Below are 26,399 nucleotides of genomic sequence, written 5' to 3'. Positions count from 1 at the left end.
TCCGGCGGCCTCGCGAGCGCATCGCCCCCACACACTGAATTCGTCGCGCTTTCAAAACATTGCGACGGAATCACTTGTTGCTCACCGACTCCTCTGCCAGGATCGGCATCCGAATCCGGTTGGAGCTACGCCTTCCACAGGTCTCTGCGGTCGGCGGAGGAGTGCGCGATGGATCGACGGTTCGACGGGGCGGAACGGTTCGCCGAGGGCGCGCAGTACATCGGCGGACGACTGAGGCCCGGGAGTTCGGGCCGTACGCACGCGGTCGTTGACCCGGCCACCGGAGCGGAGCTCCTGAGCTACGAGCTCGCCGGGCCCGCCGACGTCGACGCGGCCGTCGCCGCCGCGGCCGGCGCCTTCCCCGCCTGGGCGGGAGCCACCCCCGGCGAGCGCTCCGACGCGCTCCACCGGTTCGCCGGCGTCCTCGCCGAACGCGCGGCGGACCTCGCGCTCGCCGAATCGGTCCAGTGCGGCAAGCCCATCCGCCTCACCACCGGCTTCGACGTCCCCGGCACGGTCGACAACGCCGCGTTCTTCGCGGGTGCCGCCCGCCACCTGGAGGGCAGGTCGGCCGCGGAGTACAGCGCCGACCACACCTCGTACATCCGCCGCGAGCCGATCGGTGTCGTCGGCTCGATCGCTCCCTGGAACTACCCCCTCCAGATGGCCGCCTGGAAGGTGCTCCCGGCGATCGCCGCGGGGAACACGATCGTCCTCAAGCCCGCCGAGCTCACGCCGCTGACCTCCCTGATGTTCGCTCAGGCGGCGACCGACGCCGGGATCCCCGACGGGGTCGTCAACATCGTCAGCGGCGCGGGCCGGTACGCGGGCGAGCACCTCGTCGGCCACCCGTCCGTCGCCATGACCTCCTTCACCGGCTCCACCCCGGTCGGACGGCGGGTGGCCGGGATCGCGACGGCCACCGTCAAGCGGCTGCACCTCGAACTCGGCGGCAAGGCGCCCTTCGTCGTCTTCGACGACGCCGACCTGGAGGCCGCCGTCCACGGCGCGGTCGCGGGCGCGCTCATCAACACCGGCCAGGACTGCACGGCCGCCACCCGCGCCTACGTCCAGCGGCCGCTGTACGAGGCGTTCGTCTCCGGCGTGGCCGACCTCATGGCCGGCGTCCGCCTCGGCGACCCCCTCGACCCGGCCACCGACCTCGGCCCCCTGGTCTCGCAAGCGCAGCGCGACCGGGTCGCCGGCTTCGTCGACCGGGCCCGCTCCTACGCCACCGTCGTCACCGGCGGCGAGGCCCCGGCGGGCGAGCTGGCGAAGGGCGCCTACTACCTCCCCACGCTCGTCACCGGCGCCGCCCAGGACAGCGAGATCGTCCGGGACGAGGTCTTCGGACCCGTCCTCGCCGTGCTGCCCTTCGACAGCGACGACGAGGGCATCGCGCTCGCCAACGACACGCCCTACGGTCTGGCCGCCTCCGCGTGGAGCCGCGACGTCTACCGCACCGGCCGCGCCACCCGGGAGATCAAGGCGGGCTGCGTCTGGATCAACGACCACATCCCGATCCTCAGTGAGATGCCGCACGGCGGCGCCAAGGCGTCCGGCTACGGCAAGGACATGTCCGCCTACTCCTTCGAGGAATACACCCAGGTCAAGCACGTCATGTCCGACAACACGGCCGTCGCGCGCAAGGCGTGGCACCGCACCGTCTTCACGGTGGGCTGACCCGGCGGCGGCGCGGCCGCCCGTGCCACGCCACGGCGATCGCGCCGCCCCGATCACCGGCGACAATCTTCTGGTCCCTCCGCAACGCCCGTCACCAGCAGAACGCAGAATTCTCCGAGCTCCCCGGCGCCAGACCGCCATACGGGCCACCGGCGAGGCATCCGCCCCCGGACATATGAGAACGTACGCGGCTGTACGTGCCGTACGCGCTCACGCCCCCGACACCCCTGGACCAGACCCATGACAGCAACCGCCCCCACCGTCAGCAGCAGCGGCACGGACGTCCGCCTCACCGCCATCAGCAAGCGCTACGGCTCGTTCACCGCGGTCCACCCGCTCGACCTCGCCATCCCCGCCGGCTCCTTCTTCGCGCTCCTCGGCGCCTCCGGCTGCGGCAAGACCACCACCCTGCGGATGATCGCCGGCCTGGAGGACCCCACCACCGGCAGTGTCGAACTCGCCGGCAAGGACGTCACCGCCCTCCCCCCGCACAAGCGGCCCGTCAACACCGTCTTCCAGAGCTACGCGCTCTTCCCCCACCTCGACATCTACGAGAACGTCGCCTTCGGCCTCCGCCGCCGCGGCATCAAGTCGGTGCGCAAGCAGGTCGACGACATGCTCGACCTCGTGCAGCTCGGCGACTTCGCGCGCCGCAAGCCGCACCAGCTCTCCGGCGGCCAGCAGCAGCGCGTCGCGGTCGCCCGCGCCCTCATCAACCACCCGCAGGTGCTGCTCCTCGACGAGCCGCTCGGCGCCCTCGACCTCAAGCTGCGCCGCCAGATGCAGCTGGAGCTCAAGCGCATCCAGACCGAGGTCGGCATCACCTTCGTGCACGTCACCCACGACCAGGAGGAGGCCATGACCATGGCCGACACCGTCGCGGTCATGAACGGCGGCCGGGTCGAGCAGCTCGGCGCCCCCGCCGACCTCTACGAGACGCCGCGCACCACCTTCGTCGCCAACTTCCTCGGCACCTCCAACCTCATCACCGCCGACGTCCTCGGCACCTCCGGCGACGACATCCTTCTGCGCGCGTCCGATACCAAACTCACCCTTCCGGCGACCCGATGTACGACCACCGCCCGCACGGGCGAGAAGCTTCTGCTCGGCATACGGCCCGAGAAGATCACTCTCACCCACGCCGACGACGCCGGCTCCATCCCCGACGGCCGCAACCGCGTCACCGGACGCATCGCCGACTCCAGCTTCATCGGCGTCTCCACGCAGTACGTCGTCGACAGCCCCGTCGGCCCCGGCCTGTCCGTCTACGAGCAGAACATCGAGCGCGACAGCCGCCTCGCGCCCGGCGCCGAGGTCGTCCTCCACTGGAACCCCGGCCACAGCTTCGGCCTGGACGCGGCGCAGAGCGTCGAGGCCGGCACGGACGCGGGAGAGGGCACGTGACGACCACGACCACGGCCTCCGCCGACACCGAAGCGCCCGCCGCGGGCGCGTCCGCCCGCCGCAAGAAGCTCGTCCCCTACTGGCTGCTGCTCCCCGGCATCCTGTGGCTCCTGGTCTTCTTCGCCGCGCCCCTGGTCTACCAGGCGTCCACCTCCGTGCAGACCGGGTCGCTCGAAGAGGGCTTCAAGGTCACCTGGCACTTCGCCACCTACACGGACGCCCTGAGCGAGTACTACCCGCAGTTCCTGCGCTCCGTGGCCTACTCCGCCACCGCCACCGTGCTCTGCCTCGCCCTCGGCTATCCGCTCGCCTACCTCATCGCCTTCAAGGCGGGCCGCTGGCGCAATCTGCTGATGATCCTCGTCATAGCGCCGTTCTTCACCAGCTTCCTGATCCGCACCCTCGCCTGGAAGACGATCCTCTCCGACGGCGGCCCGGTCGTATCCACGCTGAACAGCCTGCACGTCCTCGACCTCACCAACGCCCTGGGCGTCACCGAGGGACACCGCGTGCTCGCCACCCCGCTCGCCGTCGTCTGCGGCCTGACCTACAACTTCCTGCCCTTCATGATCCTGCCGCTCTACACCTCTCTCGAACGCATCGACCCACGGCTCCACGAAGCGGCCGGAGACCTCTACGCCACCCCCCTCACCACCTTCCGCAAGGTGACCTTCCCGCTGTCCATGCCCGGCGTCGTCGCCGGCACCCTGCTCACCTTCATCCCCGCCACCGGCGACTACATCAACGCCGAACTGCTGGGCTCCACCGACCAGAAGATGATCGGGAACGTCATCCAGTCCCAGTTCCTGCGCGTCCTGGACTACCCGACCGCCGCCGCGCTGTCCTTCATCCTCATGGCCGCCATCCTCGCCATGGTCACGCTCTACATCCGCAAGTCCGGGACGGAGGACCTCGTCTGATGAGCGCTGTGACGCGCTGGCTGCGCCGCAACCTCGTGGTGATCGCGGGCCTTTGCACCCTCGGCTATCTGATCCTGCCCAACGTCATCGTGACGGTCTTCTCCTTCAACAAGCCCAACGGCCGCTTCAACTACGAGTGGCAGCGCTTCTCCACCGACGCCTGGACCGACCCCTGCGGCGTCGCCGACCTGTGCGGCTCGCTCTCGCTGAGCCTGCGCATCGCCGTCTGGGCGACCGTCGGCGCGACCGTGCTCGGCACGATGATCGCCTTCGCGCTCGCCCGCTACCGCTTCCGCGCCCGGTCCTCCGTGAGCACCCTGCTGTTCCTGCCGATGGCCATGCCCGAGGTCGTCATGGCCGCCTCGCTGGCCACCCTCTTCCTCAACATGGGCGTCACCTTCGGCTTCTGGACGATCCTCATCGCCCACATCATGTTCTGCCTGAGCTTCGTGGTGACGGCGGTGAAGGCGCGGGTGATGTCCATGGACCCCCGCCTGGAACAGGCCGCCCAGGACCTCTACGCCACCCCGTTCCAGACCTTCCTGCGGGTCACCCTCCCGATCGCCGCCCCCGGGATCGCGGCGGGGGCCTTGCTGTCCTTCGCCCTGTCCTTCGACGACTTCATCATCACGAACTTCAACGCCGGCTCGACTGTGACCTTCCCCATGTTCGTCTGGGGATCCGCGCAACGGGGCACCCCCGTTCAGATCAATGTCATCGGGACGGCGATGTTCGCCGTCGCCGTGCTGTGCGTCCTCGCCGGTCAGCTGGTCGGCAGGCGCCGTAGAAGGAGCTGAGACCATGGCCTCTCGTGCCATGAACCCTGCACAATCACTTTCCGAAGCCGCCCCCCGGCCCTACTGGCTCGACGACCCCTCCCGGCCGGAGGCACTCCCCTCCCTCGTCGGCGACGAGCACACCGACCTGCTCGTCGTCGGCGGCGGCTACTCCGGGCTGTGGACCGCGCTCCGCGCCAAGGAGCGCGACCCGGCCCGGGACGTCGTCCTCATCGAGGCCCAGGAGACCGGCTGGGCCGCCTCCGGCCGCAACGGCGGCTTCTGCTCCTCCTCCCTCACCCACGGCTGGGCCAACGGCCAGGCCCGCTGGCCCGGTGAACTCGCCGCCCTGGAGCGGCTGGGCCGCGGCAACCTCGACGCCATCGAGGCCACCGTCGCCCGCCACGGCATCGACTGCGACTTCGAGCGCACCGGCGAGATAGACATCGCCACCGCCCCCCACCAGCTCCAGGAGCTCCGCGAGGCCGCCGACGAGGTCGCGGAACTGGGTCTGCCGCACTACGACTTCCTCGACCGGGACGCCCTGCGCGCCGAGGTCGACTCCCCGACCTTCCTCGCCGGCCTCTGGGACCGCACCGGTGTGGCCATGCTCCACCCCGCCCGGCTCGCCTGGGGCCTCAAGCGCGTCTGCCTGGAGCTGGGCGTGCGGATCTACGAACACACCCCCGGCACCGAGCTGTCCTCGCGCTCCGCGGGCCTCGCCGTCCGCACCCCGTACGGCCGCGTCTTCGCCCGCCACGCCGCCCTCGGCACCAACGCCTTCCCCTCGCTCGTCAAGCGCGTACGGCCGTACATCGCGCCCGTCTACGACTACGCGCTGATGACCGAGCCGCTGAGCGAGGAGCAGCGCGCCGCCATCGGCTGGCAGCGGCGGCAGGGGCTCGGCGACGCCGCCAACCACTTCCACTACTTCCGCATCACCCGCGACCACCGCATCCTGTGGGGCGGTTACGACATCGTCCACCACTACGGGGGCGGCGTCCGGCCCGAGTACGACCACCACCCGGCCACATACCAGAAGCTCGCCGAGCACTTCTTCCGCTGCTTCCCCCAGCTCGAAGGGATCCGCTTCACCCACAACTGGGGCGGCGCCATCGACACTTGCTCGCGCTTCTCGGCCTTCTTCGGCACCGCTCACGGCGGGCGGGTCGCCTACGCGCTCGGCTACACCGGCCTCGGCGTCGGGGCGAGCCGGTTCGGCGCGGACGTGATGCTCGACCTGCTGAGCGGGGAGCGCACCGAGCGGACCGAGCTGGAGATGGTCCGCAGCAAGCCGCTGCCCTTCCCGCCCGAGCCCGTGCGGACCGTGGGCATCGGCATCACGCAGTGGGCGATGACCCGCGCCGACGAGAACGGCGGCCGCCGCAACCTCTGGCTCAAGGCCATGGACAAGGTCGGCCTGGGCTTCGACAGCTGAGCCCACCCACCGCCGCGCGCCGGGGCGTCCGGCCGCGCCCGGCGGTGAACCGTTCGCCTCAGGTCATGCCGCGAACCCGTGTAATGATCCGCCCTCCCGGCCCTCTCATCCGTGAATGCAGAAACAGGCACTCACGGAACGGAGGACCCCATGAGCGACGGAGCGGGGAGGCGGAGCGCGGTGGAGTGGCTGGTGACGGCCGCCCCCGACCCCGGGACCTGCCGATGGGAGTGGGAGCGCAATCCGCTGGGGATCGCGCTCCTGCCCGCCGGCCGGGTCTGGGACGTGCTCATCCTCCCCAGCGAGCTCGGTCACCCCACCCTGGACGTCCTGTCGCGGTGCACCGACCTGATCGGTCCCGTCCTCGCCGACTACGGGGACAGCCGGATGGGCTTCTTCGTCCCGCCGGGCACGGCCGCCGGCTGGGTCGCGACCGGCGTGCGGTCCGTGGGGCGGGGCAGTTGGGTCGTCGTCCCGCACCCCGGCCGGACCGCCTCCGGCGTCCGCTGGATCGTCCCGCCGGACGGCAGCGGAACCCTCACGGATCCGGCGGTCCTTGAGCTGTCGATGCACGAGGCGGCCGTGCTCCTCGCCGGTGATCCGCGCCGGGAGGACGGCTGAGCGCGCGTGCCAGGCCCCACAGCAGCGCCCCCGACAGGCACCAGCCGCCGAGCACGTCCAGGGGCCAGTGGTAGCCGCACCGGACGAGCCCCACGGCCACCCCCGCGTTGACGACGGCATACGACGCCACCGCGAAGGCCCGTACGCGGCCCGGCCGGTGGAGCAGGAACAGCAGCGCCGCCGCTCCGTAGGCGACCGCCGCCGTGGCGGCGTGGCCCGAGGGGAAGAAGCCGTCCGGCACGCCCGCCATGGCGGCCGGGCCCGGCCGCCCGACGGCGTCCTTGACGGGCACGACCAGCGCGGGGACGGCGGCCATGGTGAGCGCCGCGCACAGCGGCGGCCACCAGCGCCGGGGGCCGGTCGCGCGTAGCGCCGAGACGGCCATGGCCAGAGCGAGCACGGGCAGGGCGACCGTGGCGTTGCCGAGGTCGGCGAAGAAGTGGGCGGCGCCGCCCGGCAGGGCCGAGCCGGATACCGCGCGGCCCGCCCGCTCGTCGAGGGCGCGCAGCGGTCCGTGGGTGACGACCTGCCAGGTGAGCAGCGCGAAGAGGAGGGCGCAGAGGCCGGGGAGGAGTCCGGAGCGGAGAGGTCCCCGGGCCGACGGCCCCGGAACAGGGGGGGAGGTTCCGAGGCCGCCGTGGTGACCGGGGTGCCGCGCGCCCCGGGGGGTATGGGGCGGGCGGCCGTCCGATCGGTGAGGATGCCCGGAGCCGAGGGCTCCGGTGATGCTGTGCGCGAAGGCACGACCGGGTCGGCGACGGGGATTCGCCGGCACGGCGGTGTCCGCAGTCCCCTGCGGACGGGGTGTTGCATTCATCTGCAGAAACCGTACGGCAGGGCGGGGCGTCCGGACAGCCGGATCACCCCTCCACCACCCGCCCCGCACAGGTTCTTCACCCCATGACGACCCCAAGCCGCGATGACCGCGGCATTGCCGTCGGTTACAGACGTGTGAACGCGGCCTCGATGATGTCCAGGCCCTCGTTCAGCAGGTCCTCGCCGATCACCAGCGGCGGCAGGAAGCGCAGCACGTTGCCGTACGTGCCGCAGGTCAGGACCAGCAGGCCCTCCGCGTGGCACGCCTTCGCGAGCGCGCCGGCCGCCTCCGGGTTCGGGTCCTTGGTGCCCGGCTTGACCAGCTCGATCGCGATCATCGCGCCGCGGCCGCGGATGTCACCCACGATGTCGGTCTTCTCCTGCATCGTGGCCAGGCGGCCCTTCATGACCTCCTCGATGCGCTTGGCCTTCGCGTTGAGGTCCAGCTCGCGCATCGTCTCGATCGAGCCGAGCGCCGCCGCGCACGCCACCGGGTTGCCGCCGTAGGTGCCGCCCAGGCCGCCCGGGTGCGCCGCGTCCATGATCTCCGCGCGGCCGGTGACGGCGGCGAGCGGCAGGCCGCCCGCGATGCCCTTCGCCGTCGTGATCAGGTCCGGGACGATGCCCTCGTCCTCGCACGCGAACCACTGGCCCGTACGGCAGAAGCCGGACTGGATCTCATCCGCCACGAAGACGATGCCGTTGTCCTTGGCGAACTGCGCGATGCGCGGCAGGAAGCCCTTGGCCGGCTCGATGAAGCCGCCCTCGCCGAGCACCGGCTCGATGATGATCGCGGCCACGTTGTCCGCGCCCACCTGCTTGGTGATGGCGTCGATGGCCTGGGCCGCGGCCTCCTCGGCGCAGTTCTCCGGGCCGGTCGGCCAGCGGTAGCCGTACGCCACCGGCACGCGGTAGACCTCGGGCGCGAACGGGCCGAAGCCGTGCTTGTAGGGCATGTTCTTGGCGGTGAGCGCCATCGTCAGGTTGGTCCGGCCGTGGTAGCCGTGGTCGAAGACGACGACCGCCTGGCGCTTGGTGTACGCGCGGGCGATCTTCACCGCGTTCTCCACCGCCTCGGCGCCGGAGTTGAACAGCGCCGACTTCTTGGCGTGGTCGCCCGGCGTCAGCTCGGCGAGCTGCTCACAGACCTCCACGTAGCCCTCGTACGGCGTCACCATGAAGCAGGTGTGGGTGAAGTCGGCGAGCTGCGCGGACGCGCGGCGCACGACGGCCTCCGCGCTGGAGCCCACCGAGGTCACGGCGATGCCGGAGCCGAAGTCGATGAGGGAGTTGCCGTCGACGTCCTCGATCACACCGCCGCCGGCGCGCACGGTGAACACCGGCAGCGTCGAGCCCACGCCCGCCGCGACCGTCGCCGTCCGGCGGGCCTGCAGCTCCAGCGACTTCGGGCCGGGGATCGCGGTGACGACGCGGCGCTCCTGGGGGAGGGACGGGCCTCCGGTCAGTGCGGTCATGAGGGGCTCCAGGGGGATGAACGAGATCAGTCGGGCTTGCAGTCGCAGGCTAGGGGTGCCGGGCGGAGTCGGGCATGTTCCGTTCGGGAGAAGTGCGCGCGCCGCCTTGTCCGCGGCGGACATGGCGGGCCGCCCGCTCCGGTGGCGCGCCACCTGCGGGTGATCATGACCATACGGGGGCGTGGCATCCCGCGGGTCACCTGAACTCCCCGCGTACGCCTATTAGATTGAGCGGCGGCGCGCACGTCGGACACGCGGTACACGAGTTCTGGTGGGGGCAAGGCAGCGATGGACACTGAGGGCACGTTCGACTCGCCGGGCACACGGGGGCCGCAGGAGCCGGCCGGTCGCCGGGGTGTGCCGCCGAGGCCCGCCGAGCCGCCGCGCGTGCCGGCCGTCCCCCCGCAGGGCGCCCCGCCGGCCGCGCACCAGCCGGAATCGCCCTTCATGGCCTGGCTGCGCGCCCCGCGCGCCGAGGCCCAGCCCGGCGTCTGGGCCTTCGACCACCGGCCCAGGGCCCCCGAGGAGCCCGGCCGGGTGCCCGGCCGGCAGCTGGTCAGCGGCGCGGTGATCGCCTTCCTGTGCGGCTGGCTGTTCTGGTCCCTGCTGTGGCACGGCTATCTCGGCCCGTACTGGAAGTGGCCGCTGCGCGCCATGGCGCCGGGGTCGTGGCAGGACGGCACCGAGGAGTGGATGATCGCGTCGTACATCTACTACGCGCTCGCCGCCTGCGTCCTCGCCGTCGGTTTCGGCCGCGTCGGCCGGTGGCCCGAGCTGTGGCGCCGCTTCGTCACCCCCCTGTGGGAGCGCTTCTGGCGCCGGATGCCGCCCTCCGTCAGCCCGCCCCGGCCCGAGCGCCTCGCGCAGGGGACACTCCTCGGCCGGGCGGCCGCGGCCTTCGCCGGCGTGTGGGTGGTGTGGCTGCTGTGCTGGAACGGCGCGGTGGGCAGCGCGTGGATCTGGCCGCTCGTCGCCTTCACCCCGGACTCCTGGGACCCGCTCTCCCGGCTCTACGCCGGATACACCTACTACGCCCTCTTCACCCTCCTGCTGCTGTCCATCGCCTGCCGCGTCGGCTGCTGGCGCGAGGTCCGGCGCCGCTTCGGCCCCGCCGACCAGCGCGGCCGCCGTCACGACCCGGGCCACCCGGCCCGCACCACCACCCACCCGCAGGGCGACCCCGCCGAGTGGCCCGAACTGCGGGCCGCCGGGGCCCACGACGCCGCGCGGCTGCTGGCGGCCGAGGCGCGGTCCGGGGCGATGAACGACGTCGACCACTCCCGCATCCAGCGAGCCTGGGAGTCGGTGCGCGGCCGGCCCGGCCGGCTCGCCTCCTTCACCGAGGCCGTGCTCCGGCACGGCGCCGCCGCCTGCGCCCACCCCTCCGGGGCGCGCGACCTGCCCGTACGCGCCGCCCGGCACGACCTCGTCACCCGGCAGGTGCGGCTCGGCACCGCTGCCGACGACCAGCGCAACCCCTACGCGCACCGGGGCGCGGGCTGCGCTCTCGACCCGGAGCTGCTGGGCACCTCGCTGCTCGCCGTCGGCCCGCCCGGCAGCGGCAAGACCGACCGGCTGGTGCGCCCGGTGCTGGAGTCGCTCTGTCTCCAGGCGCTCGCCGGACGCGCCGCGGTCGTCGCGGTCGGCGCGGCGGGCGCGGGGCTCGCGCCCGACGAGGCGTTCGACATCGTGGTGCGGATCGGGCGCCCGGACTCGGCGTACGACCTCGACCTCTACGGCGGGACGGACGACCCCGACGAGGCCGCCGCCGTGCTCGCCGAGGGGCTTGTCGGCGACCTCACCGCCACGCTCCCCGGCGAGGGCGGCCGCCGCGCCGCGACCGCGCTCGCCCAGATCCTCGGCCCCTACCGCGCCGCCCACGGCCGCTTCCCCTCCGTGCCGGAGCTGCGCGAGCTCCTCGACGGGTCCGCCACCGCCATCGGCGCGCTGCGGAACGCGCTCGCGGCCGCCGGGCAGGACGCGCAGGTGCGCGAGCTCGACGCCCGCGAACGGCAGGCGCAGCGCGACGGTGACGCCGGGCCGCTGCTCGCCGACCGGCTGGCCCTCCTCGACCGGCCCGCCTTCGCGCGCTTCTTCGACACCACCCGGCCCGGCCGCACCTTCTCGCTCCGCACCCTCGAACACCCCCTGCGCGTGCGGATCGACCTGCCGGAACGGGGGCACGCGGAGGCGTCCCGGATGCTGGTCCGGCTCGTCCTCGCGCAGTTCACCGAGTGCACCGTCGGCCGTGCCGACCGCTCCTTGTTCGCCTGCCTGGTGCTGGACGACGCGACCCACGCCGTCACCCCCGAGGCGGTGCGCGGGCTCGGCCGGCTGCGCTCGGCCAACGCCGGGGCCGTGCTCACCCTCCGCACGCTCGACGACGTGCCCGAGGCGCTGCGCAGCGCCCTGCTCGGCGCGGTCGGCTGCCGGATGGCCTTCTCGGGCGTGACCACCTGGGACGGCGCGCGGTTCGCGGAGGTCTGGGGCAAGGAGTGGGTGGAGGCCCGGGACATCACCGACCGTCAGGTCATCGCCCACGAACCGCTCACCCGGGCCACGCACATCCTGCGCCGCCTGGTCACCGGCCGGGCGGTCACCGCGCAGTCCGTGACCGTCCGCAAGGTGGAGCGCGAGCGCTGGTCCGCCTCCGAACTGGCGCACGCCGTGCCGGCCGGGCACGCGGTGCTGTCGGTGACCTCCGTACGGGGGGCGAGCGCGCCACCGGTGCTGGTCGACCTCATGAAGTGAGCCGGGGAGCGGAGGGAGCGCGAACGGAGGTGGTCCGGAATGCGGCGTACGCGTTCCCCGCGAATCCTCCACTGAGGCAGAATCGGGAACAGCCGTTCATACGGGACGGCACAGTCGCCCTCTTCCGAAGGTGCCATGCCTCCCACCCTCGCCTCGCTCGTCCGCCACTCCGCGCTCAAGCTCGCCGTGCTCGCGGGGGCGGACCGGCTGGACACCCCCGTCCGCTGGGCACACGTCAGCGAGCTCGCCGACCCCGTGCCGTGGATGGACGGCGGCGAGCTCCTTCTGATCACCGCGATGAAGATCGACGCGGCCGACCCGGAGGTGACGCGGCCGTATGTGCGCCGTCTGGTCCGGGCCGGGGTGGTCGGGCTCGGCTTCGCGGTCGGCGTCAACTACGACGAGGTGCCGCGGGCGCTCGTCGAGGCCGCCGAGGAAGAGGGGCTGCCGCTGCTGGAGGTGCCCCGCAAGACGCCGTTCATCGCCATCAGCAAGGCGGTCTCGGCGGCCATGGCGGCCGATCAGTACCGCGCCGTGACCGCGGGCTTCGAGGCGCAGCGCGAGCTGACCCGCGCCGCGCTCGGCCCTGACGGCCCCGCCGCCCTGCTGGCCCGGCTCGCCGCGCACCTCGACGGGTGGGCCGCGCTCTACGACACCTCGGGCGCCGTCGTCGCCGCGGCCCCCGACTGGGCCGCGCGCCGGGCCGCCCGGCTGACCCGCGACGTCGAACGGCTGCGGGAGCGCGCCGCGCCGGCCACCGCCGTCGTCGGCGCCGACCCCGCCGAGGAGGGCGCCGACCGGGTCGAGCTCCAGTCGCTGGGCTCCGGCCGCCGGGCCCGGGGCGTCCTCGCCGTCGGCACGGCCGCCCCGCTGGGCACCGCCGAGCGCTACGCCGTGCAGTCCGCGATCGCGCTGCTCACCCTCGCCACCGAACGCTCCCGCGCCCTCCAGGACGCCGAGGCGCGGCTCGGCGCCGCGGTGCTGCGGATGCTGCTGGCCGGGGAGCCGGACCACGCGCGGGCCGTCGCCGGGGATCTCTACGGGAGCCTGCTGGACGCGCCCTTCCGGGTGCTCGTCGCGGAGGCGGCGACGGAGGAGAGGGAGCAGGACGACGACGCGCCCGGCCCCCTCGCGGTGCTCGCGGACGCCGTCGACACCGCGGCCGGCCGGGTGGCGGAGGCCGTCCTGGTCGTGCCGGACGGCGAGCGCCTCGTCGTCCTCGCCTCCGACGGCGGCGCGGCCGTCGCGGCCTGCGCGGAGCACGCGCGGGCGATCGAGGAGCGGCGGGGCACGAAGGCCCGGCCGCGCGACCGCAGCGCGGTGGCGCCAGACGACGACCTGGTCGTCGGCCTGTCGGCCCCCGTCGGGACCGTCGCCGCCGCGTCCGCCTTCCGCCAGGCCGAACAGGCCCTGTCCGTGGCCCGCCGCCGGGGCCGGGTCCTGGTCGAACACGAGGAGGTCGCGGCCGGCTCCGTCCTCCCGCTGCTCGCCGACGACGCCGTACGGGCCTTCGCCGACGGGATGCTGCGGGCACTGCGCGAACACGACGCGACGGGCCGCGGCGACCTCGTCGCCTCCCTGCGGGCGTGGCTCTCGCGGCACGGCCAGTGGGACGCGGCGGCGGCGGATCTGGGCGTGCACCGGCACACGTTGCGGTACCGGATGAGGCGGGTGGAGGAGATTCTGGGGCGCTCCTTGGACGATCCGGATGTGCGGATGGAATTGTGGCTGGCGCTCAAGGCGACGTCGTCGCCGGGGGAGTAGGCGCTGGCGGGCGGCTTCTCCGGCTGCGGGCCGGTTCGCGCCTGCGGCGGGCTTTTCCCCAGCCCCGCCCCTTCCCGAAACCGGGGAGACCCCGGACCCCAGCGACCTTCGGTCGCGTCCTCAAACGCCGGACGGGCTGAATATCAGCCCGTCCGGCGTTTGAGGACAACGCGCGAAGCGTGTTGCTGGGGGTCTGGGGGCCTGCCCCCAGTTCGGGAAGGGGCGGGGCTGGGGAAAAAGCCCGCCGCAGGCGCAATGGACCCGCACCCCCAAGCGAACCTCAGCCCTACAAATCGGCGCGCCGCCGCAGGCCGTCGCTCCACCAAGGACAATCCGCCCCCACCCGCCCCACCCCTACCGTGGGGAAGCCACAATCATCCGTACCCCCCGGAGGGAAAAACCGTGACTGCTCCCCACGCGTTCTGGCTGGCCGGCCGCGAGGCCCTCGGCGAGGAGACCTTCGACGTCACGAACTCCTGGGACGGCCGTCTCGTCGGCACCGTGAGCGTGCCCACCGAGGCGCAGGTCGAGGAGGCCGTGGCCGCCGCGCACGCCGTGCGGGAGGAGTTCGCCGCGACCCCCGCGCACGTCCGGGCCGCCGCCCTCGACCACGTCGTGAAGCGGCTCACCGAGCGCACCGAGGAGATCGCCCAGCTGATCTCCGCGGAGAACGGCAAGCCCATCAAGTGGGCCCGGGGCGAGGTCGGCCGCGCGGTCTCCGTCTTCCGCTTCGCCGCCGAGGAGGCCCGCCGCTTCAACGCCGGTGACGCCCAGCGCCTGGACACCGACGCGGGCGGCACCGGCCGTCTCGCGCTGACCCGCCGCTTCCCCCGGGGCACCGTCCTCGGCATCGCGCCCTTCAACTTCCCGCTGAACCTGAGCGCCCACAAGGTCGCCCCGGCCATCGCGGTGGGCGCGCCGATCATCCTGAAGCCCGCCCCGGCGACGCCGATCTCCTCGCTGGTCCTCGGCGAGATCCTCGCGGAGACGGACCTGCCCGCGGGTTCCTGGAGCGTGCTGCCGGTCCCGAACGACCGGATGCCCGCCCTCGTCAAGGACGAGCGCCTGCCGGTCATCTCCTTCACCGGCTCCGGCCCGGTCGGCTGGTCGATCCTGGACTCGGCGCCGCGCAAGCACGTCACCCTGGAGCTCGGCGGCAACGGCGCGGCCGTCGTCCTCGCCGACTGGTCCTCCGAGGAGGACCTCGACTGGGCGGCGCAGCGCATCGCCACCTTCTCCAACTACCAGGGCGGCCAGTCCTGTATCTCCGTGCAGCGCGTCATCGCCGACGCCTCGCTCTACGAGCGGCTGCTGCCGAAGGTCGTGGCCGCCGTCGAGGCGCAGGTCACCGGCGACCCGTCCGACCCGGCGACCGAGGTCGGCCCGCTGGTCAGCGAGGACGCCGCCAAGCGCGTCGAGTCCTGGGTGGACGAGGCCGTCGCGGCCGGCGCCAAGCTGCTGGCCGGCGGCAAGCGCGAGGGCGCCACGTACGCCCCGACCGTGCTCGCCGACGTCCCCGCCGACGTGACGATCGCGTGCGAGGAGGTCTTCGGCCCGGTCCTCACCCTGACCAAGGCGGACGGCGAGGCCGCTGCCTTCGCCGCCGTCAACGACTCGCCGTACGGCCTCCAGGCGGGCGTCTTCACGCACGACCTCCAGACCGCCTTCCGCGCGCACCGCGCGCTGGAGACCGGCGGCGTGATCATCGGCGACGTGCCGTCCTACCGCGCGGACCAGATGCCGTACGGCGGTGCCAAGCAGTCCGGCGTGGGCCGCGAGGGCGTGCGCTACGCGATGGACGACTACACCTACGAGCGGGTGCTGGTCATGACGGGCCTGGCCCTGTAGGTCCCAGGAGGCAGGGCCCGCGAGGCAGGTCCTCACGAGGCAGGTCCCGCGAGCGGTCGAGGACGGCCGGGGTGCGCACGGGGGCACCCCGGCCGTTCGCGTGTCCGGCCGCGCCTCATGGCCCGATCCTTGCGCACCCTGACAGTCAGGCCACTCGTCGGGGCGCGTCCTCCGCGACAGGCTGGACACGTCGAAGAGCACGATCGCAAGGAGCCCCACCGCCATGACCGCCACCTCCGCAGCCCCCGCCCGTATGCGCGCCGTCATCCAGGAGACCGCCGGCGGCCCCGAGGTCCTGAAGCTGGCCGAGACCGACCGCCCCGCGCCCGGCCCGACCGAGATCCTGGTCCGGGTACACGCCGCGGGCGTCAACCCCACGGACTGGAAGACCCGCGAGCGCGGCTCCTTCTACACCGGCGACACCGTCCCCTTCACCCTCGGCTTCGACGTCTCCGGCGTGGTCGAGGCGATCGGTGACGGCGTCACCCTCTACGCCCCCGGCGACGAGGTCTACGGCATGCCCCGCTTCCCGCACCCGGCCGGCGCCTACGCCGAATACGTGACCGCGCCCGCGCGGCACTTCGCGCCCAAGCCGCGCGGCCTCGACCACGTCCAGGCCGCCGCCCTGCCGCTCGCCGCGCTCACCGCCTGGCAGGCGCTCGTCGACACCGCCGGTGTCCGCGAGGGGCAGCGGGTGCTGATCCACGCGGCGGCGGGCGGCGTGGGCCACCTGGCCGTACAGATCGCCAAGGCCCGCGGCGCGTACGTCATCGGCACGGCGAGCGCCGCCAAGCACGACTTCCTCCGCGGGCTCGGCGCCGACGAGCTGATCGACTACCGCGAGCAGGACTTCGCCGAGGTGGTCCGCGACGTCGACACCGTCCTGGAGGCCATCAGCGGCGACTACCCCGCCCGCTCCCTGCGCACCCTGCGCCCCGGCGGCACCCTCGTCTCCCTGCTGGCCCTGACCGACGAGGTGCGCGTTCAGGCCCGCGAGCGGGGCATCCGGGCCACCCGCATGGTGGTCGAGCCCGACCTCGCCGGCCTGAAGGCCCTGACCGAACTGGTCGAGACCGGGCGGCTGCGCACCGAGATCGCCGCCGTCCTGCCGCTGGCCGACGCCGCCAAGGCGCACCAGCTGGGCGAGACCGACCGTACGTCCGGGAAGATCGTACTGACGGTCGAGGGCTGAGGCGGCCGCCGTCGCCCGGGAGCGGGAGGCTCCGGGCCGGGGGCCGGAACGTTGCGCGAGGTCTGGTAGACGTCCCGCGGATCGGGTACATACGGTCGAGTAGCACCGGTCGGTAGCCGACCGGGACGGCCCCCGACTGAAGCGGCGAGGTGCCTCTCATGACCGCACCATCCGTACGACCGGTCTCCGAGCGCGAAGCACGCCAGGTCGCCGAAGCGGCCCGGGAACAGGACTGGAAGAAGCCAAGCTTCGCCAAGGAACTGTTCCTGGGACGCTTCCGGCTCGATCTCATCCACCCGCACCCGACGCCCGCCATGGAGGACGTGCGGCGCGGCGAGGAGTTCCTCGCCAAGCTCCGCGACTTCTGCGAGACGCGCATCGACGGCGCGCTCATCGAGCGCGAGGCGCGGATCCCGGACGAGACGGTCAAGGGGCTCAAGGAGCTCGGCGCCTTCGGGATGAAGATCGACACGAAGTACGGCGGCCTCGGCCTCACCGCCGTCTACTACAACAAGGCCCTCGCTCTCGTCGGCTCCGCCAGCCCCGTCGTCGGCGCGCTGCTCTCGGCGCACCAGTCCATCGGCGTACCGCAGCCGCTCAAGCTCTTCGGCACCCAGGAGCAGAAGGAAGCCTTCCTGCCCCGCTGCGCCCGCACGGACATCACCGCCTTCCTGCTCACCGAGCCGGACGTCGGCTCCGACCCGGCCCGGCTGGCGACCTCGGCCGTCCCCGACGGCGACGACTACGTCCTGGACGGCGTCAAGCTGTGGACCACCAACGGCGTCGTCGCCGACCTCCTGGTGGTGATGGCCCGGGTGCCGAAGAGCGAGGGCCACAAGGGCGGCATCACCGCCTTCGTGGTCGAGGCGGCGGCGGAGGGCGTGACCGTCGAGCGCCGCAACGCCTTCATGGGCCTGCGCGGCATCGAGAACGGCGTCACCCGCTTCCACCAGGTCCGGGTGCCCGCCGCCAACCGCATCGGCCCCGAGGGCGCGGGCCTGAAGATCGCCCTGACCACCCTCAACACCGGCCGGCTGTCCATCCCGGCCATGTGCGTCTCCGCGGGCAAGTGGTCCCTGAAGATCGCCCGCGAGTGGTCGGCCGCGCGCGAGCAGTGGGGCAAGTCCATCGCCCGCCACGAGGCCGTCGGCGCGAAGATCTCCTTCATCGCCGCGACGACCTTCGCCCTGGAGGCCATCCTCGACCTGTCCGGCCAGATGGCCGACGAGGACCGCAACGACATCCGCATCGAGGCCGCGCTCGCCAAGCTCTACGCCAGCGAGATGGCCTGGCTGATGGCCGACGAGCTGGTCCAGATCCGCGGCGGCCGCGGCTACGAGAGCGCCGCCTCCCTCGCCGCCCGCGGCGAGCGCGCCGTGCCCGCCGAGCAGATGCTGCGCGACTCCCGCATCAACCGGATCTTCGAGGGATCCACCGAGATCATGCACCTGCTGATCGCCCGCGAGGCCGTCGACGCCCACCTCTCGGTGGCGGGCGACCTCATCGACCCGGACAAGTCGCTGGGCGACAAGGCGCGCGCGGGGGCGCGCGCGGGCGGCTTCTACGCCCGCTGGCTGCCCAAGCTCGTCGCCGGACCGGGACAGCTGCCCAGCGCCTACGCGGAGTTCCACCCGGCCGGCCACCGCGACCTGGCCACCCACCTGCGCTACGTCGAGCGCTCCTCCCGCAAGCTCGCCCGCTCCACCTTCTACGCCATGTCCCGCTGGCAGGGCCGGATGGAGACCAAGCAGGGCTTCCTCGGCCGCATCGTCGACATCGGGGCGGAGCTCTTCGCCATGAGCGCCGCGTGCGTGCGCGCGGAGCGGCTGCGCGCCGAGGGCGACCACGGGAGCGAGGCGTACGAGCTCGCCGACGTCTTCTGCCGCCAGGCCAGGATCCGCGTCGAGGAGCTCTTCGGCCGGCTGTGGACCAACACCGACGAGCTCGACCGCACGCTCGTCTCCCAGGTCATGTCGGGTGCCTACGAATGGCTGGAGGCCGGCATCGTCGACCCCAGCGGCGACGGCCCCTGGATCGCCGACGCCACCCCGGGCCCGGCCCGGACGGAGAACGTCCACCGGCCCATCCGCTGACCCGCTCCCGGCCGGTACGTGAACCCGCGGAGGGCGGGCGGGGGGATCCCTGTCCGCCCTCCGGCCGGGAGAGGCAACAATGGAGTCCATGACGGACTCCCTCGCTGACCCGCATCTGCGCTACTCCGCCCCCACCGCCGCGGGCGAACCGCGCGAGATCGTGATCCTCGGTTCCACCGGCTCGATCGGCACCCAGGCCATCGACCTCGTGCTCCGCAACCCCGACCGCTTCACGGTGACGGCCCTCTCCGCCGCCGGGGGCCGGGTGGGACTGCTCGCCGAGCAGGCGCACCGGCTGCGGGTCCGTACGGTCGCCGTCGCCCAGGCCGACAAGGTGCCCGCGCTGCGCGAGGCGCTGGCCGCGCAGTACGGCTCCGAGCGGCTGCCCGAGATCCTGGCGGGGCCCGACGCGGCCACCGAGCTCGCCCGCGGTGAGTGCCACACCGTGCTCAACGGCATCACCGGCTCCATCGGCCTCGCGCCGACCCTCGCCGCCCTGGAGGCGGGCCGGACGCTGGCCCTGGCCAACAAGGAGTCGCTGATCGTCGGCGGCCCGCTGGTCAAGGCGCTGGCCAAGCCGGGGCAGATCATCCCGGTCGACTCCGAGCACGCCGCGCTCTTCCAGGCGCTGCTGGGCGGCACCCGCGCCGAGGTCCGCAAGCTGGTCGTCACCGCCTCCGGCGGGCCCTTCCGCGGCCGCACGAAGGCCGAGCTGGCCGCCGTCACCCCCAAGGACGCCCTGGCCCACCCCACCTGGTCCATGGGCCCGGTGATCACGATCAACTCCGCGACCCTGGTCAACAAGGGCCTGGAGGTCATCGAGGCGCACCTCCTCTACGACATCCCCTTCGAGCGCATCGAGGTCGTCGTCCACCCGCAGTCCTACGTCCACTCGATGGTGGAATTCACCGACGGTTCCACGCTCGCCCAGGCCACCCCGCCGGACATGCGCGGGCCCATCGCCATCGGCCTCGGCTGGCCCGAGCGGGTCCCCGACGCGGCCCCCGCCTTCGATTGGAGCAAGGCGTCCACCTGGGAATTCTTCCCGCTCGACGACGAGGCGTTCCCCTCCGTCGGCCTCGCCCGGCACGTCGGCACCCTCGGCGGCACCGCGCCCGCGGTCTTCAACGCCGCCAATGAGGAGTGCGTCGACGCGTTCCTCTCCGGCGCGCTGCCGTTCAATGGCATTGTCGATACCGTCGCCGAGGTGGTGGCGGAACACGGCACACCCGCCGCGGGAACTCGCCTCACCGTCCCGGACGTCCTGCAAGCGGAGACCTGGGCCCGCGCCCGGGCCCGTGAACTGGCAGCGCGTACGGGCCCGGCGGCCCGTACCGCGCACACGACCTCGGAGGCCCGCGCATGACAACCCTGATGACGGTCCTCGGGATAGTCGTCTTCGTGGTGGGCCTGCTCTTCTCGATCGCCTGGCACGAACTGGGACACCTCTCCACCGCGAAGATCTTCGGCATCCGGGTGCCGCAGTACATGGTCGGCTTCGGGCCGACGATCTTCTCGCGGAAGAAGGGCGACACCGAGTACGGCATCAAGGCCGTGCCGCTCGGCGGCTACATCCGCATGATCGGCATGTTCCCGCCCGGCGCGGACGGGAAGATCAGCGCCCGCTCCACCTCGCCCTGGCGGGGCATGATCGAGGACGCCCGCTCGGCCGCCTTCGAGGAGCTCCAGCCGGGCGACGAGACGCGGTTGTTCTATACGCGCAAGCCGTGGAAGCGCGTGATCGTGATGTTCGCGGGCCCCTTCATGAACCTCGTGCTGGCGGTCGCGATCTTCCTCGGCGTGATGATGTCCTTCGGCATCAACACCCAGACCACCCAGGTCTCCACCGTCTCGGCCTGTGTGGTCAAGGCGACGGACAAGACCGACGCCTGCCCCAAGGGCGCCAAGGACTCCCCGGCCAAGGCCGCCGGCCTCCAGCCGCGCGACAAGATCGTCGCGTTCAACGGGCACCGCACCGACGACTGGGCCACGCTCCAGGCCGAGATCCGCAAGACCACCGGACCGGCCACGATCACCGTCGTGCGGGACGGGGCGCGAAAGACCCTGAACGCCGACCTGATCTCCAACCAGGTCCAGAAGTACGACGGCAAGGGCAGCCCCGTCAAGGGGCAGTACGTCACGGCGGGCTTCCTCGGCTTCACGCCCGCGACCGGTGTCGTACCGCAGTCCTTCGGCCAGTCCGTCGACCGGATGGGCGACATGGTCCAGTCCGGCGTCGAGTCGCTGATCGCCCTGCCCGGCAAGATCCCGGACCTGTGGAACGCGGCCTTCGACGGCGGCGAGCGCAAGGCGGACTCGCCCATGGGCGTGGTGGGCGCGGCCCGCGTCGGCGGCGAGGTCTTCAACCTCGACATCCCGCCGTCGCAGCAGGTCGCGACCATGCTCTTCCTGGTCGCGGGCTTCAACCTCTCGCTGTTCCTCTTCAACATGCTGCCGCTGCTGCCGCTGGACGGCGGGCACATCGCCGGAGCACTGTGGGAGTCCCTGCGCAGGGCCTTCGCCCGGGTCTTCCGCCGCCCCGACCCCGGCCCCTTCGACGTCGCGAAGCTGATGCCGGTGGCCTATGTGGTGGCCGGGATCTTCGTCTGCTTCACGCTGCTGGTGCTGATCGCGGACGTGGTGAACCCCGTCCGCCTCACCTAGCCCGCCGGCCGGCGCGGCATGGCCGGACGGGTGGGATTGCGCGAGCCCGCGTTTTCCAGCCCGTCCGGCCTTGCCGTAACCTCGAAGACCGGAGCCCGCCGATCTCGGGACCTTGATTCACACCTTGGGGTTGCTCGCCAGATGACAGCGATTTCGCTTGGAATGCCTTCCGTTCCGATCAAGCTCGCCGACCGCAGGGTCAGCCGCAAGATCCAGGTCGGTTCCGTGGCCGTCGGAGGCGACGCACCCGTCTCGGTGCAGTCGATGACGACGACCCGGACCTCGGACATCGGTGCCACGCTCCAGCAGATCGCGGAGCTCACCGCGTCCGGCTGCCAGATCGTGCGCGTGGCCTGCCCGACCCAGGACGACGCCGACGCGCTGGCCGTCATCGCCAAGAAGTCGCAGATCCCCGTGATCGCCGACATCCACTTCCAGCCGAAGTACGTCTTCGCCGCGATCGACGCGGGCTGCGCCGCCGTGCGGGTCAACCCCGGCAACATCAAGCAGTTCGACGACAAGGTCAAGGAGATCGCCAAGGCCGCCGGCGACGCCGGCACCCCGATCCGCATCGGCGTCAACGCCGGCTCCCTGGACGCCCGCCTGCTCGCGAAGTACGGCAAGGCCACCCCCGAGGCGCTGGTCGAGTCCGCCCTGTGGGAGGCGTCCCTCTTCGAGGAGCACGGCTTCCGCGACATCAAGATCTCCGTCAAGCACAACGACCCGGTCGTCATGGTCAACGCCTACCGGCAGCTGGCGGCCCAGTGCGACTACCCCCTCCACCTCGGCGTCACCGAGGCGGGCCCCGCCTTCCAGGGCACCATCAAGTCCGCCGTGGCCTTCGGCGCCCTGCTCTCCGAGGGCATCGGCGACACCATCCGCGTCTCCCTCTCCGCCCCGCCGGCCGAGGAGATCAAGGTCGGCATGCAGATCCTGGAGTCGCTCGGGCTGCGCCAGCGCCGCCTGGAGATCGTCTCCTGCCCGTCCTGCGGCCGCGCCCAGGTCGACGTCTACAAGCTGGCCGAAGAGGTGACCGCCGGCCTGGAGGGCATGGAGGTCCCGCTGCGCGTCGCCGTCATGGGCTGCGTCGTCAACGGCCCCGGCGAGGCCCGCGAGGCCGACCTCGGCGTCGCCTCCGGCAACGGCAAGGGCCAGATCTTCGTCAAGGGCGAGGTCATCAAGACCGTCCCCGAGTCCAAGATCGTGGAGACCCTCATCGAGGAAGCCCTCAAGATCGCCGAGCAGATGCGCCAGGACGGCGTCGCCTCCGGCGAGCCCGAGATCAGCGTCAGCGGCTGAGCCCGCCCCGCCCCTCGTCGCACCGTGCCCCGCTCCCCGGAGCGGGGCACAGCGCGTCCCGGGCGGCCCTCGAACGGCGAAGGGCAGGCAGGGGAGGTGTAAGGGGTACCAGAGAGGTACAGTTCCAAGACCTGTTCCCATGGCCTCCGGCCCGCGACGGTGAGGCATTCCGACACGTGTTGACGACGACCACCACCAAGGTCCTGGAGCCCGGCGAACTCGACGACGCGCTCGCCGTCCTCGACCGGGATCCCGTCGCCAACGCCTTCGTCACCGCCCGTGTCCAGGTCGCCGGGCTCGACCCCTGGCGGCTCGGCGGCGAGATGTGGGGCTGGTACGCGGGCGGCCGTCTCGAATCCCTCTGCTACGCCGGCGCCAACCTCGTCCCCGTCTGCGCGGGACCCGAAGCCGTGCGGGCCTTCGCCGAACGCGCCCGCCGCGCGGGCCGCCGCTGCTCCTCCATCGTCGGCCCCGCCGACGCCACCGCCGAGCTGTGGTCGCTCCTCGAACCCCACTGGGGCCCGGCCCGAGAGGTCCGCGCCCACCAGCCGCTGATGCAGACCCGGTCCATGCCCGCGGACATCGCCCCCGACCCGCTCGTCCGCCGCATCCGCAAGGACGAGATGGACGTGATCATGCCCGCGTGCGTGGCCATGTTCACCGAGGAGGTCGGGATCTCGCCGCTGGCGGGCGACGGCGGGCTGCTCTACCAGGCGCGCGTCGCCGAGCTCGTCGGCTCGGGGCGCTCCTTCGCCCGGATCGAGGACGGCCGGGTCGTCTTCAAGGCGGAGATCGGCGCCGCCACCGCCCACGCCTGCCAGATCCAGGGCGTCTGGGTCGCTCCCGGACACCGCGGCCGCGGCCTGTCCGAGACGGGGATGGCGGCGGTGCTCAGGTACGCGCTGACCGAGGTGTCGCCCGTGGTCAGCCTCTATGTCAACGACTACAACACCGCGGCACGGGCCGCGTACCGGCGCGTGGGCTTCGAGGAAGTCGGCGCGTTCATGAGCGTGCTGTTCTGACCGCGCCGGTCGGCGCGCGGTGCGCGTTCAGCCCGTCCGGCGTCCGAGCACGGCGGGGCGCGGCCCGCGCGGTGCCACACAAGACCAGCCGGAACCCAGGCCCAATCCGGCCGCCCCGCCCGGCGGGAGAGGTAGCCTCCCCGCATGGATGACATTGCGGTCGGGCCGCTCGACCTCGCCGCGCGCGTCGACGACGCGCTGGGCGTACAGGCGCTGGCCTTCGGGCTCACCGAGGAAGAAGTGTGCGTACGGCGCCACATCGTGCTCCGGCACCTCGGCTGTCCCGGCGCCCGCGCCCTCGGGGCGACGACGGCGGACGGGCGGCTCGTCGGCTTCGTCTACGGCATGCCGAACAACCGCGGCCACTGGTGGTCCAGCGTCGTCGAACCGTATCTGCGGAACACCGGCTCCGACGGCTGGCTCGACGACGCCTTCGTCATCACCGAGCTGCACGTCCACCCGGACTACCAGAAGCACGGCATCGGGCGTGCCCTCATCACGGCCATCACCGCGAGCGCGGCCGAGCCCCGCAGCATCCTCTCCGCCATCGACACCGAGAGCCCGGCCCGCGCCCTCTACCGCAGCCTCGGCTACCGCGACCTCGCCCGGCAGGTCGTCTTCCCCAGCGCCCCGAGTCCCTATGCGGTGATGGGCGCGCCCCTGCCCCTGCGGGGCTGAGCACGCGAAAACCCGTTTCTGTGCCGTCACCGCCTGCGGCTAACCTCCTGCCAGCCCACTACGCACGCAGGAGACCACGATGGCCCACGTCCAGCGCATGTCCACGACCATGCTCAAGACACTGCGCGACGATCCGGCCGACGCGGAGACCGCCAGCCACAAGCTGCTGGTCCGCGCCGGTTATGTCCGCCGCTCCGCCGCGGGGATCTGGACGTGGCTGCCGCTCGGCAAGAAGGTGCTGGACAACGTCTCCCGGGTGGTCCGGGAGGAGATGGACGCCATCGGCGGCCAGGAGGTCCTGCTGCCGGCACTGCTGCCCAGGGAGCCCTACGAGGCGAGCGGGCGCTGGGAGGAGTACGGCGACCTGCTCTTCCGGCTGAAGGACCGCAAGGGCGCCGAGTATCTCCTCGGCCCCACCCACGAAGAGATCTTCACGCTCACGGTCAAGGACCAGTGCACGTCCTACAAGGACCTGCCGGTGATCCTCTATCAGATCCAGACGAAGTACCGCGACGAGGCGCGGCCCCGCTCGGGCGTGCTCCGCGGCCGCGAGTTCCAGATGAAGGACTCGTACTCCTTCGACACCACCGACGAGGGCCTCGCCGAGTCCTACCGCCTGCACCGCGAGGCATACATCCGGATCTTCACCCGGCTCGGCCTGGACCACCGCGTGGTCTCCGCCGTCTCGGGCGCCATGGGCGGCTCGGCGTCGGAGGAGTTCCTCGCCCCCGCCCCGGCCGGTGAGGACACCTTCGTGGACTGCCCGCGGTGCGACTACTCCGCCAACACCGAGGCGGTGACCGTACGGATCGAGCCCGCCGAGGAGGCCGGGCACGGTCCCGTCGAGGAGCTGGACACCCCGGACACCCCCACCATCGAGGCCCTCGCCGACCACCTCGGCGTGCCCGCCTCGGCCACCCTCAAAAACCTCCTCGTCAAGATCGACGGCGAGATCGCCGCCATCGGCGTGCCCGGCGACCGCGAGGTGGACCTCGGCAAGCTGGGGGAGCACCTGGCGCCCGCCGTCGTGGAGTTGGTGACGGCCGAGGACTTCGCGGACCGGCCCGACCTCGTACGCGGCTACGTCGGCCCGCAGGGACTGACGGTGCGTTATATCGCCGACCCCCGCGTGGCGCCCGGCACGGCGTGGATCACCGGCGCCAACAAGCCGGACACGCACGCCCGGAACGTGGTCTGCGGACGGGACTTCAAGCCCGACCGGTACCTCGACGTCGTCGTGGTCCGCGAGGGCGACCCCTGCCCTCGGTGCGGCGCGGGCCTGGAGATCGGCCGGGCGATTGAGATCGGCCACATCTTCCAGCTCGGCAGGAAGTACGCCGACACGTTCGGTCTCGACGTCCTCGGACAGCAGGGCAAGCCGGTCCGGGTCACCATGGGCTCGTACGGCATCGGCGTCTCCCGCGCGGTGGCCGCGCTCGCCGAACAGACCCACGACGAGGCGGGCCTGTGCTGGCCGCGCGAGATCGCCCCGGCGGACGTGCACGTGGTCGCGGCGGGCAAGGCGGCGCAGACGGAGCTGGCGTCCTCGCTGGCCGAGCGGCTGGCGGAGGCGGGTGTGCGCGTCCTGCTCGACGACCGGGCCGGGGTGTCCCCGGGCGTGAAGTTCACGGACGCGGAGCTGATCGGGGTGCCGACGATTCTGGTGGTGGGGCGGGGGGCCGCCGCGGGTGTCGTCGAGCTCAAGGACCGGCGGACGGGGGCTCGCGAGGAGCTGCCGGTGGAGGGGGCGGTGGCTCGGCTGACGGGGGTTTGACGTTTGGCTGGGGGCGCCTGCGGCGGGCTTCTTCCCCAGCCCCGCCCCTTCCCGGAACTGGGGGCGAGCCCCCAGGCCCCCTGCCACACGGCTTCGCCGCGTTGTCCTCAATCGCCGGACGGGGTGGGTGTGGGTGGGGTTCGACATGTCCCACCCCTTTGGGGGACCCCCCCACAGTCAC

General features: G+C 72.6%; 19 protein-coding genes. 17 read left to right on the top strand and 2 right to left on the bottom strand.

Features of this window, described 5'->3' with window-relative positions; translation table 11 throughout:
• Nucleotides 1-168 precede the first annotated feature (168 nt).
• From ACZ4A5_RS08175 to ACZ4A5_RS08150, 6 genes are all read left to right on the top strand, one after another.
• Nucleotides 169-1,683, top strand: coding sequence for a gamma-aminobutyraldehyde dehydrogenase (locus ACZ4A5_RS08175; protein WP_467579789.1), 1,515 nt, complete (start codon nucleotides 169-171; stop codon nucleotides 1,681-1,683).
• A gap of 240 nt (nucleotides 1,684-1,923) precedes the next feature.
• Nucleotides 1,924-3,087, top strand: coding sequence for an ABC transporter ATP-binding protein (locus ACZ4A5_RS08170; protein WP_467579786.1), 1,164 nt, complete (start codon nucleotides 1,924-1,926; stop codon nucleotides 3,085-3,087).
• Complete coding sequence (locus ACZ4A5_RS08165; RefSeq protein ID WP_398869887.1) at nucleotides 3,084-4,007, top strand: ABC transporter permease; 924 nt, start codon at nucleotides 3,084-3,086, stop codon at nucleotides 4,005-4,007. Before ACZ4A5_RS08170 ends, ACZ4A5_RS08165 begins: the two co-directional genes overlap by 4 nt.
• On the top strand, nucleotides 4,007-4,804 hold the full coding sequence (locus ACZ4A5_RS08160; protein WP_366004946.1) for an ABC transporter permease: 798 nt from the start codon (nucleotides 4,007-4,009) through the stop codon (nucleotides 4,802-4,804). The genes ACZ4A5_RS08165 and ACZ4A5_RS08160 overlap by 1 nt, the downstream gene beginning before the upstream one ends.
• Before the next feature lie 19 nt (nucleotides 4,805-4,823).
• Nucleotides 4,824-6,221 carry an NAD(P)/FAD-dependent oxidoreductase gene (locus tag ACZ4A5_RS08155; protein ID WP_467579782.1) on the top strand — a complete coding sequence of 466 codons (1,398 nt, stop codon included), beginning with the start codon at nucleotides 4,824-4,826 and terminating at the stop codon, nucleotides 6,219-6,221.
• A gap of 150 nt (nucleotides 6,222-6,371) precedes the next feature.
• On the top strand, nucleotides 6,372-6,842 hold the full coding sequence (locus ACZ4A5_RS08150) for a hypothetical protein (protein ID WP_467579779.1): 471 nt from the start codon (nucleotides 6,372-6,374) through the stop codon (nucleotides 6,840-6,842).
• On the opposite strand, the gene ACZ4A5_RS08145 is transcribed toward ACZ4A5_RS08150, so the two are convergent.
• Together ACZ4A5_RS08145 and gabT are read right to left on the bottom strand one after the other, a co-directional pair.
• Nucleotides 6,760-7,659 (bottom strand): phosphatase PAP2 family protein, encoded by a 900-nt coding sequence (locus tag ACZ4A5_RS08145; protein ID WP_467579776.1) that lies wholly within the window; start codon nucleotides 7,657-7,659, stop codon nucleotides 6,760-6,762. The genes ACZ4A5_RS08150 and ACZ4A5_RS08145 overlap by 83 nt on opposite strands.
• Before the next feature lie 124 nt (nucleotides 7,660-7,783).
• Nucleotides 7,784-9,133, bottom strand: coding sequence for a 4-aminobutyrate--2-oxoglutarate transaminase (gene gabT, locus ACZ4A5_RS08140; protein ID WP_467579773.1), 1,350 nt, complete (start codon nucleotides 9,131-9,133; stop codon nucleotides 7,784-7,786).
• Nucleotides 9,134-9,787: 654 nt separating this feature from the next.
• On the opposite strand from gabT, the gene ACZ4A5_RS08135 reads away from it, so the two are divergent.
• The 11 genes from ACZ4A5_RS08135 to ACZ4A5_RS08085 all read left to right on the top strand — a co-directional run bounded on the left by ACZ4A5_RS08135 (nucleotide 9,788) and on the right by ACZ4A5_RS08085 (nucleotide 26,218).
• The gene (locus ACZ4A5_RS08135) at nucleotides 9,788-11,884 is read left to right on the top strand and encodes an ATP-binding protein (RefSeq protein ID WP_467580195.1); all 2,097 of its coding nucleotides are present in this window, start codon (nucleotides 9,788-9,790) and stop codon (nucleotides 11,882-11,884) included.
• A 135-nt stretch (nucleotides 11,885-12,019) separates the two neighbouring features.
• Nucleotides 12,020-13,648 (top strand): PucR family transcriptional regulator, encoded by a 1,629-nt coding sequence (locus ACZ4A5_RS08130; protein ID WP_467579770.1) that lies wholly within the window; start codon nucleotides 12,020-12,022, stop codon nucleotides 13,646-13,648.
• A 402-nt stretch (nucleotides 13,649-14,050) separates the two neighbouring features.
• Complete coding sequence (locus ACZ4A5_RS08125) at nucleotides 14,051-15,496, top strand: aldehyde dehydrogenase family protein (RefSeq protein ID WP_398869895.1); 1,446 nt, start codon at nucleotides 14,051-14,053, stop codon at nucleotides 15,494-15,496.
• Between the two features lie 223 nt (nucleotides 15,497-15,719).
• Nucleotides 15,720-16,688 (top strand): NADP-dependent oxidoreductase, encoded by a 969-nt coding sequence (locus ACZ4A5_RS08120; RefSeq protein ID WP_467579766.1) that lies wholly within the window; start codon nucleotides 15,720-15,722, stop codon nucleotides 16,686-16,688.
• A 158-nt stretch (nucleotides 16,689-16,846) separates the two neighbouring features.
• A complete protein-coding gene (locus tag ACZ4A5_RS08115; protein ID WP_467579763.1) occupies nucleotides 16,847-18,781 on the top strand; it encodes an acyl-CoA dehydrogenase family protein in 1,935 nt (644 codons plus the stop codon).
• Between the two features lie 88 nt (nucleotides 18,782-18,869).
• Nucleotides 18,870-20,147 carry a 1-deoxy-D-xylulose-5-phosphate reductoisomerase gene (dxr, locus tag ACZ4A5_RS08110; protein WP_467579760.1) on the top strand — a complete coding sequence of 426 codons (1,278 nt, stop codon included), beginning with the start codon at nucleotides 18,870-18,872 and terminating at the stop codon, nucleotides 20,145-20,147.
• On the top strand, nucleotides 20,144-21,445 hold the full coding sequence (locus ACZ4A5_RS08105; protein WP_398869899.1) for a M50 family metallopeptidase: 1,302 nt from the start codon (nucleotides 20,144-20,146) through the stop codon (nucleotides 21,443-21,445). The genes dxr and ACZ4A5_RS08105 overlap by 4 nt, the downstream gene beginning before the upstream one ends.
• A 141-nt stretch (nucleotides 21,446-21,586) precedes the next feature.
• Complete coding sequence (gene ispG / locus ACZ4A5_RS08100; protein WP_366004958.1) at nucleotides 21,587-22,744, top strand: flavodoxin-dependent (E)-4-hydroxy-3-methylbut-2-enyl-diphosphate synthase; 1,158 nt, start codon at nucleotides 21,587-21,589, stop codon at nucleotides 22,742-22,744.
• A 176-nt stretch (nucleotides 22,745-22,920) separates the two neighbouring features.
• On the top strand, nucleotides 22,921-23,766 hold the full coding sequence (locus tag ACZ4A5_RS08095) for a GNAT family N-acetyltransferase (protein WP_467579755.1): 846 nt from the start codon (nucleotides 22,921-22,923) through the stop codon (nucleotides 23,764-23,766).
• Nucleotides 23,767-23,910: 144 nt separating this feature from the next.
• Nucleotides 23,911-24,444 (top strand): GNAT family N-acetyltransferase, encoded by a 534-nt coding sequence (locus ACZ4A5_RS08090; protein ID WP_467579752.1) that lies wholly within the window; start codon nucleotides 23,911-23,913, stop codon nucleotides 24,442-24,444.
• Nucleotides 24,445-24,523: 79 nt separating this feature from the next.
• The gene (locus ACZ4A5_RS08085) at nucleotides 24,524-26,218 is read left to right on the top strand and encodes a proline--tRNA ligase (RefSeq protein WP_467579749.1); all 1,695 of its coding nucleotides are present in this window, start codon (nucleotides 24,524-24,526) and stop codon (nucleotides 26,216-26,218) included.
• Nucleotides 26,219-26,399: the final 181 nt, after the last annotated feature.

The sequence above is a fragment of the Streptomyces sp. NPDC025618 genome (genome assembly GCF_055558795.1).
This window is presented reverse-complemented; position numbering and strand designations above follow the sequence as displayed.

Bases quoted from the DNA above. Each gene is read 5' to 3' on its own strand.
- ACZ4A5_RS08130 (WP_467579770.1), top strand. From the start codon at position 12,020: ATGCCTCCCACCCTCGCCTCGCTCGTCCGCCACTCCGCGCTCAAGCTC.
- ACZ4A5_RS08155 (WP_467579782.1), top strand. From the start codon at position 4,824: ATGAACCCTGCACAATCACTTTCCGAAGCCGCCCCCCGGCCCTACTGG.
- ACZ4A5_RS08115 (WP_467579763.1), top strand. From the start codon at position 16,847: ATGACCGCACCATCCGTACGACCGGTCTCCGAGCGCGAAGCACGCCAG.
- ACZ4A5_RS08105 (WP_398869899.1), top strand. From the start codon at position 20,144: ATGACAACCCTGATGACGGTCCTCGGGATAGTCGTCTTCGTGGTGGGC.
- ACZ4A5_RS08120 (WP_467579766.1), top strand. From the start codon at position 15,720: ATGACCGCCACCTCCGCAGCCCCCGCCCGTATGCGCGCCGTCATCCAG.
- gabT (WP_467579773.1), bottom strand. From the start codon at position 9,133: ATGACCGCACTGACCGGAGGCCCGTCCCTCCCCCAGGAGCGCCGCGTC.
- ACZ4A5_RS08090 (WP_467579752.1), top strand. From the start codon at position 23,911: ATGGATGACATTGCGGTCGGGCCGCTCGACCTCGCCGCGCGCGTCGAC.
- ACZ4A5_RS08150 (WP_467579779.1), top strand. From the start codon at position 6,372: ATGAGCGACGGAGCGGGGAGGCGGAGCGCGGTGGAGTGGCTGGTGACG.
- ACZ4A5_RS08145 (WP_467579776.1), bottom strand. From the start codon at position 7,659: ATGAATGCAACACCCCGTCCGCAGGGGACTGCGGACACCGCCGTGCCG.
- ACZ4A5_RS08175 (WP_467579789.1), top strand. From the start codon at position 169: ATGGATCGACGGTTCGACGGGGCGGAACGGTTCGCCGAGGGCGCGCAG.
- ACZ4A5_RS08085 (WP_467579749.1), top strand. From the start codon at position 24,524: ATGGCCCACGTCCAGCGCATGTCCACGACCATGCTCAAGACACTGCGC.
- ACZ4A5_RS08170 (WP_467579786.1), top strand. From the start codon at position 1,924: ATGACAGCAACCGCCCCCACCGTCAGCAGCAGCGGCACGGACGTCCGC.
- dxr (WP_467579760.1), top strand. From the start codon at position 18,870: ATGACGGACTCCCTCGCTGACCCGCATCTGCGCTACTCCGCCCCCACC.
- ispG (WP_366004958.1), top strand. From the start codon at position 21,587: ATGACAGCGATTTCGCTTGGAATGCCTTCCGTTCCGATCAAGCTCGCC.
- ACZ4A5_RS08160 (WP_366004946.1), top strand. From the start codon at position 4,007: ATGAGCGCTGTGACGCGCTGGCTGCGCCGCAACCTCGTGGTGATCGCG.
- ACZ4A5_RS08135 (WP_467580195.1), top strand. From the start codon at position 9,788: ATGGCGCCGGGGTCGTGGCAGGACGGCACCGAGGAGTGGATGATCGCG.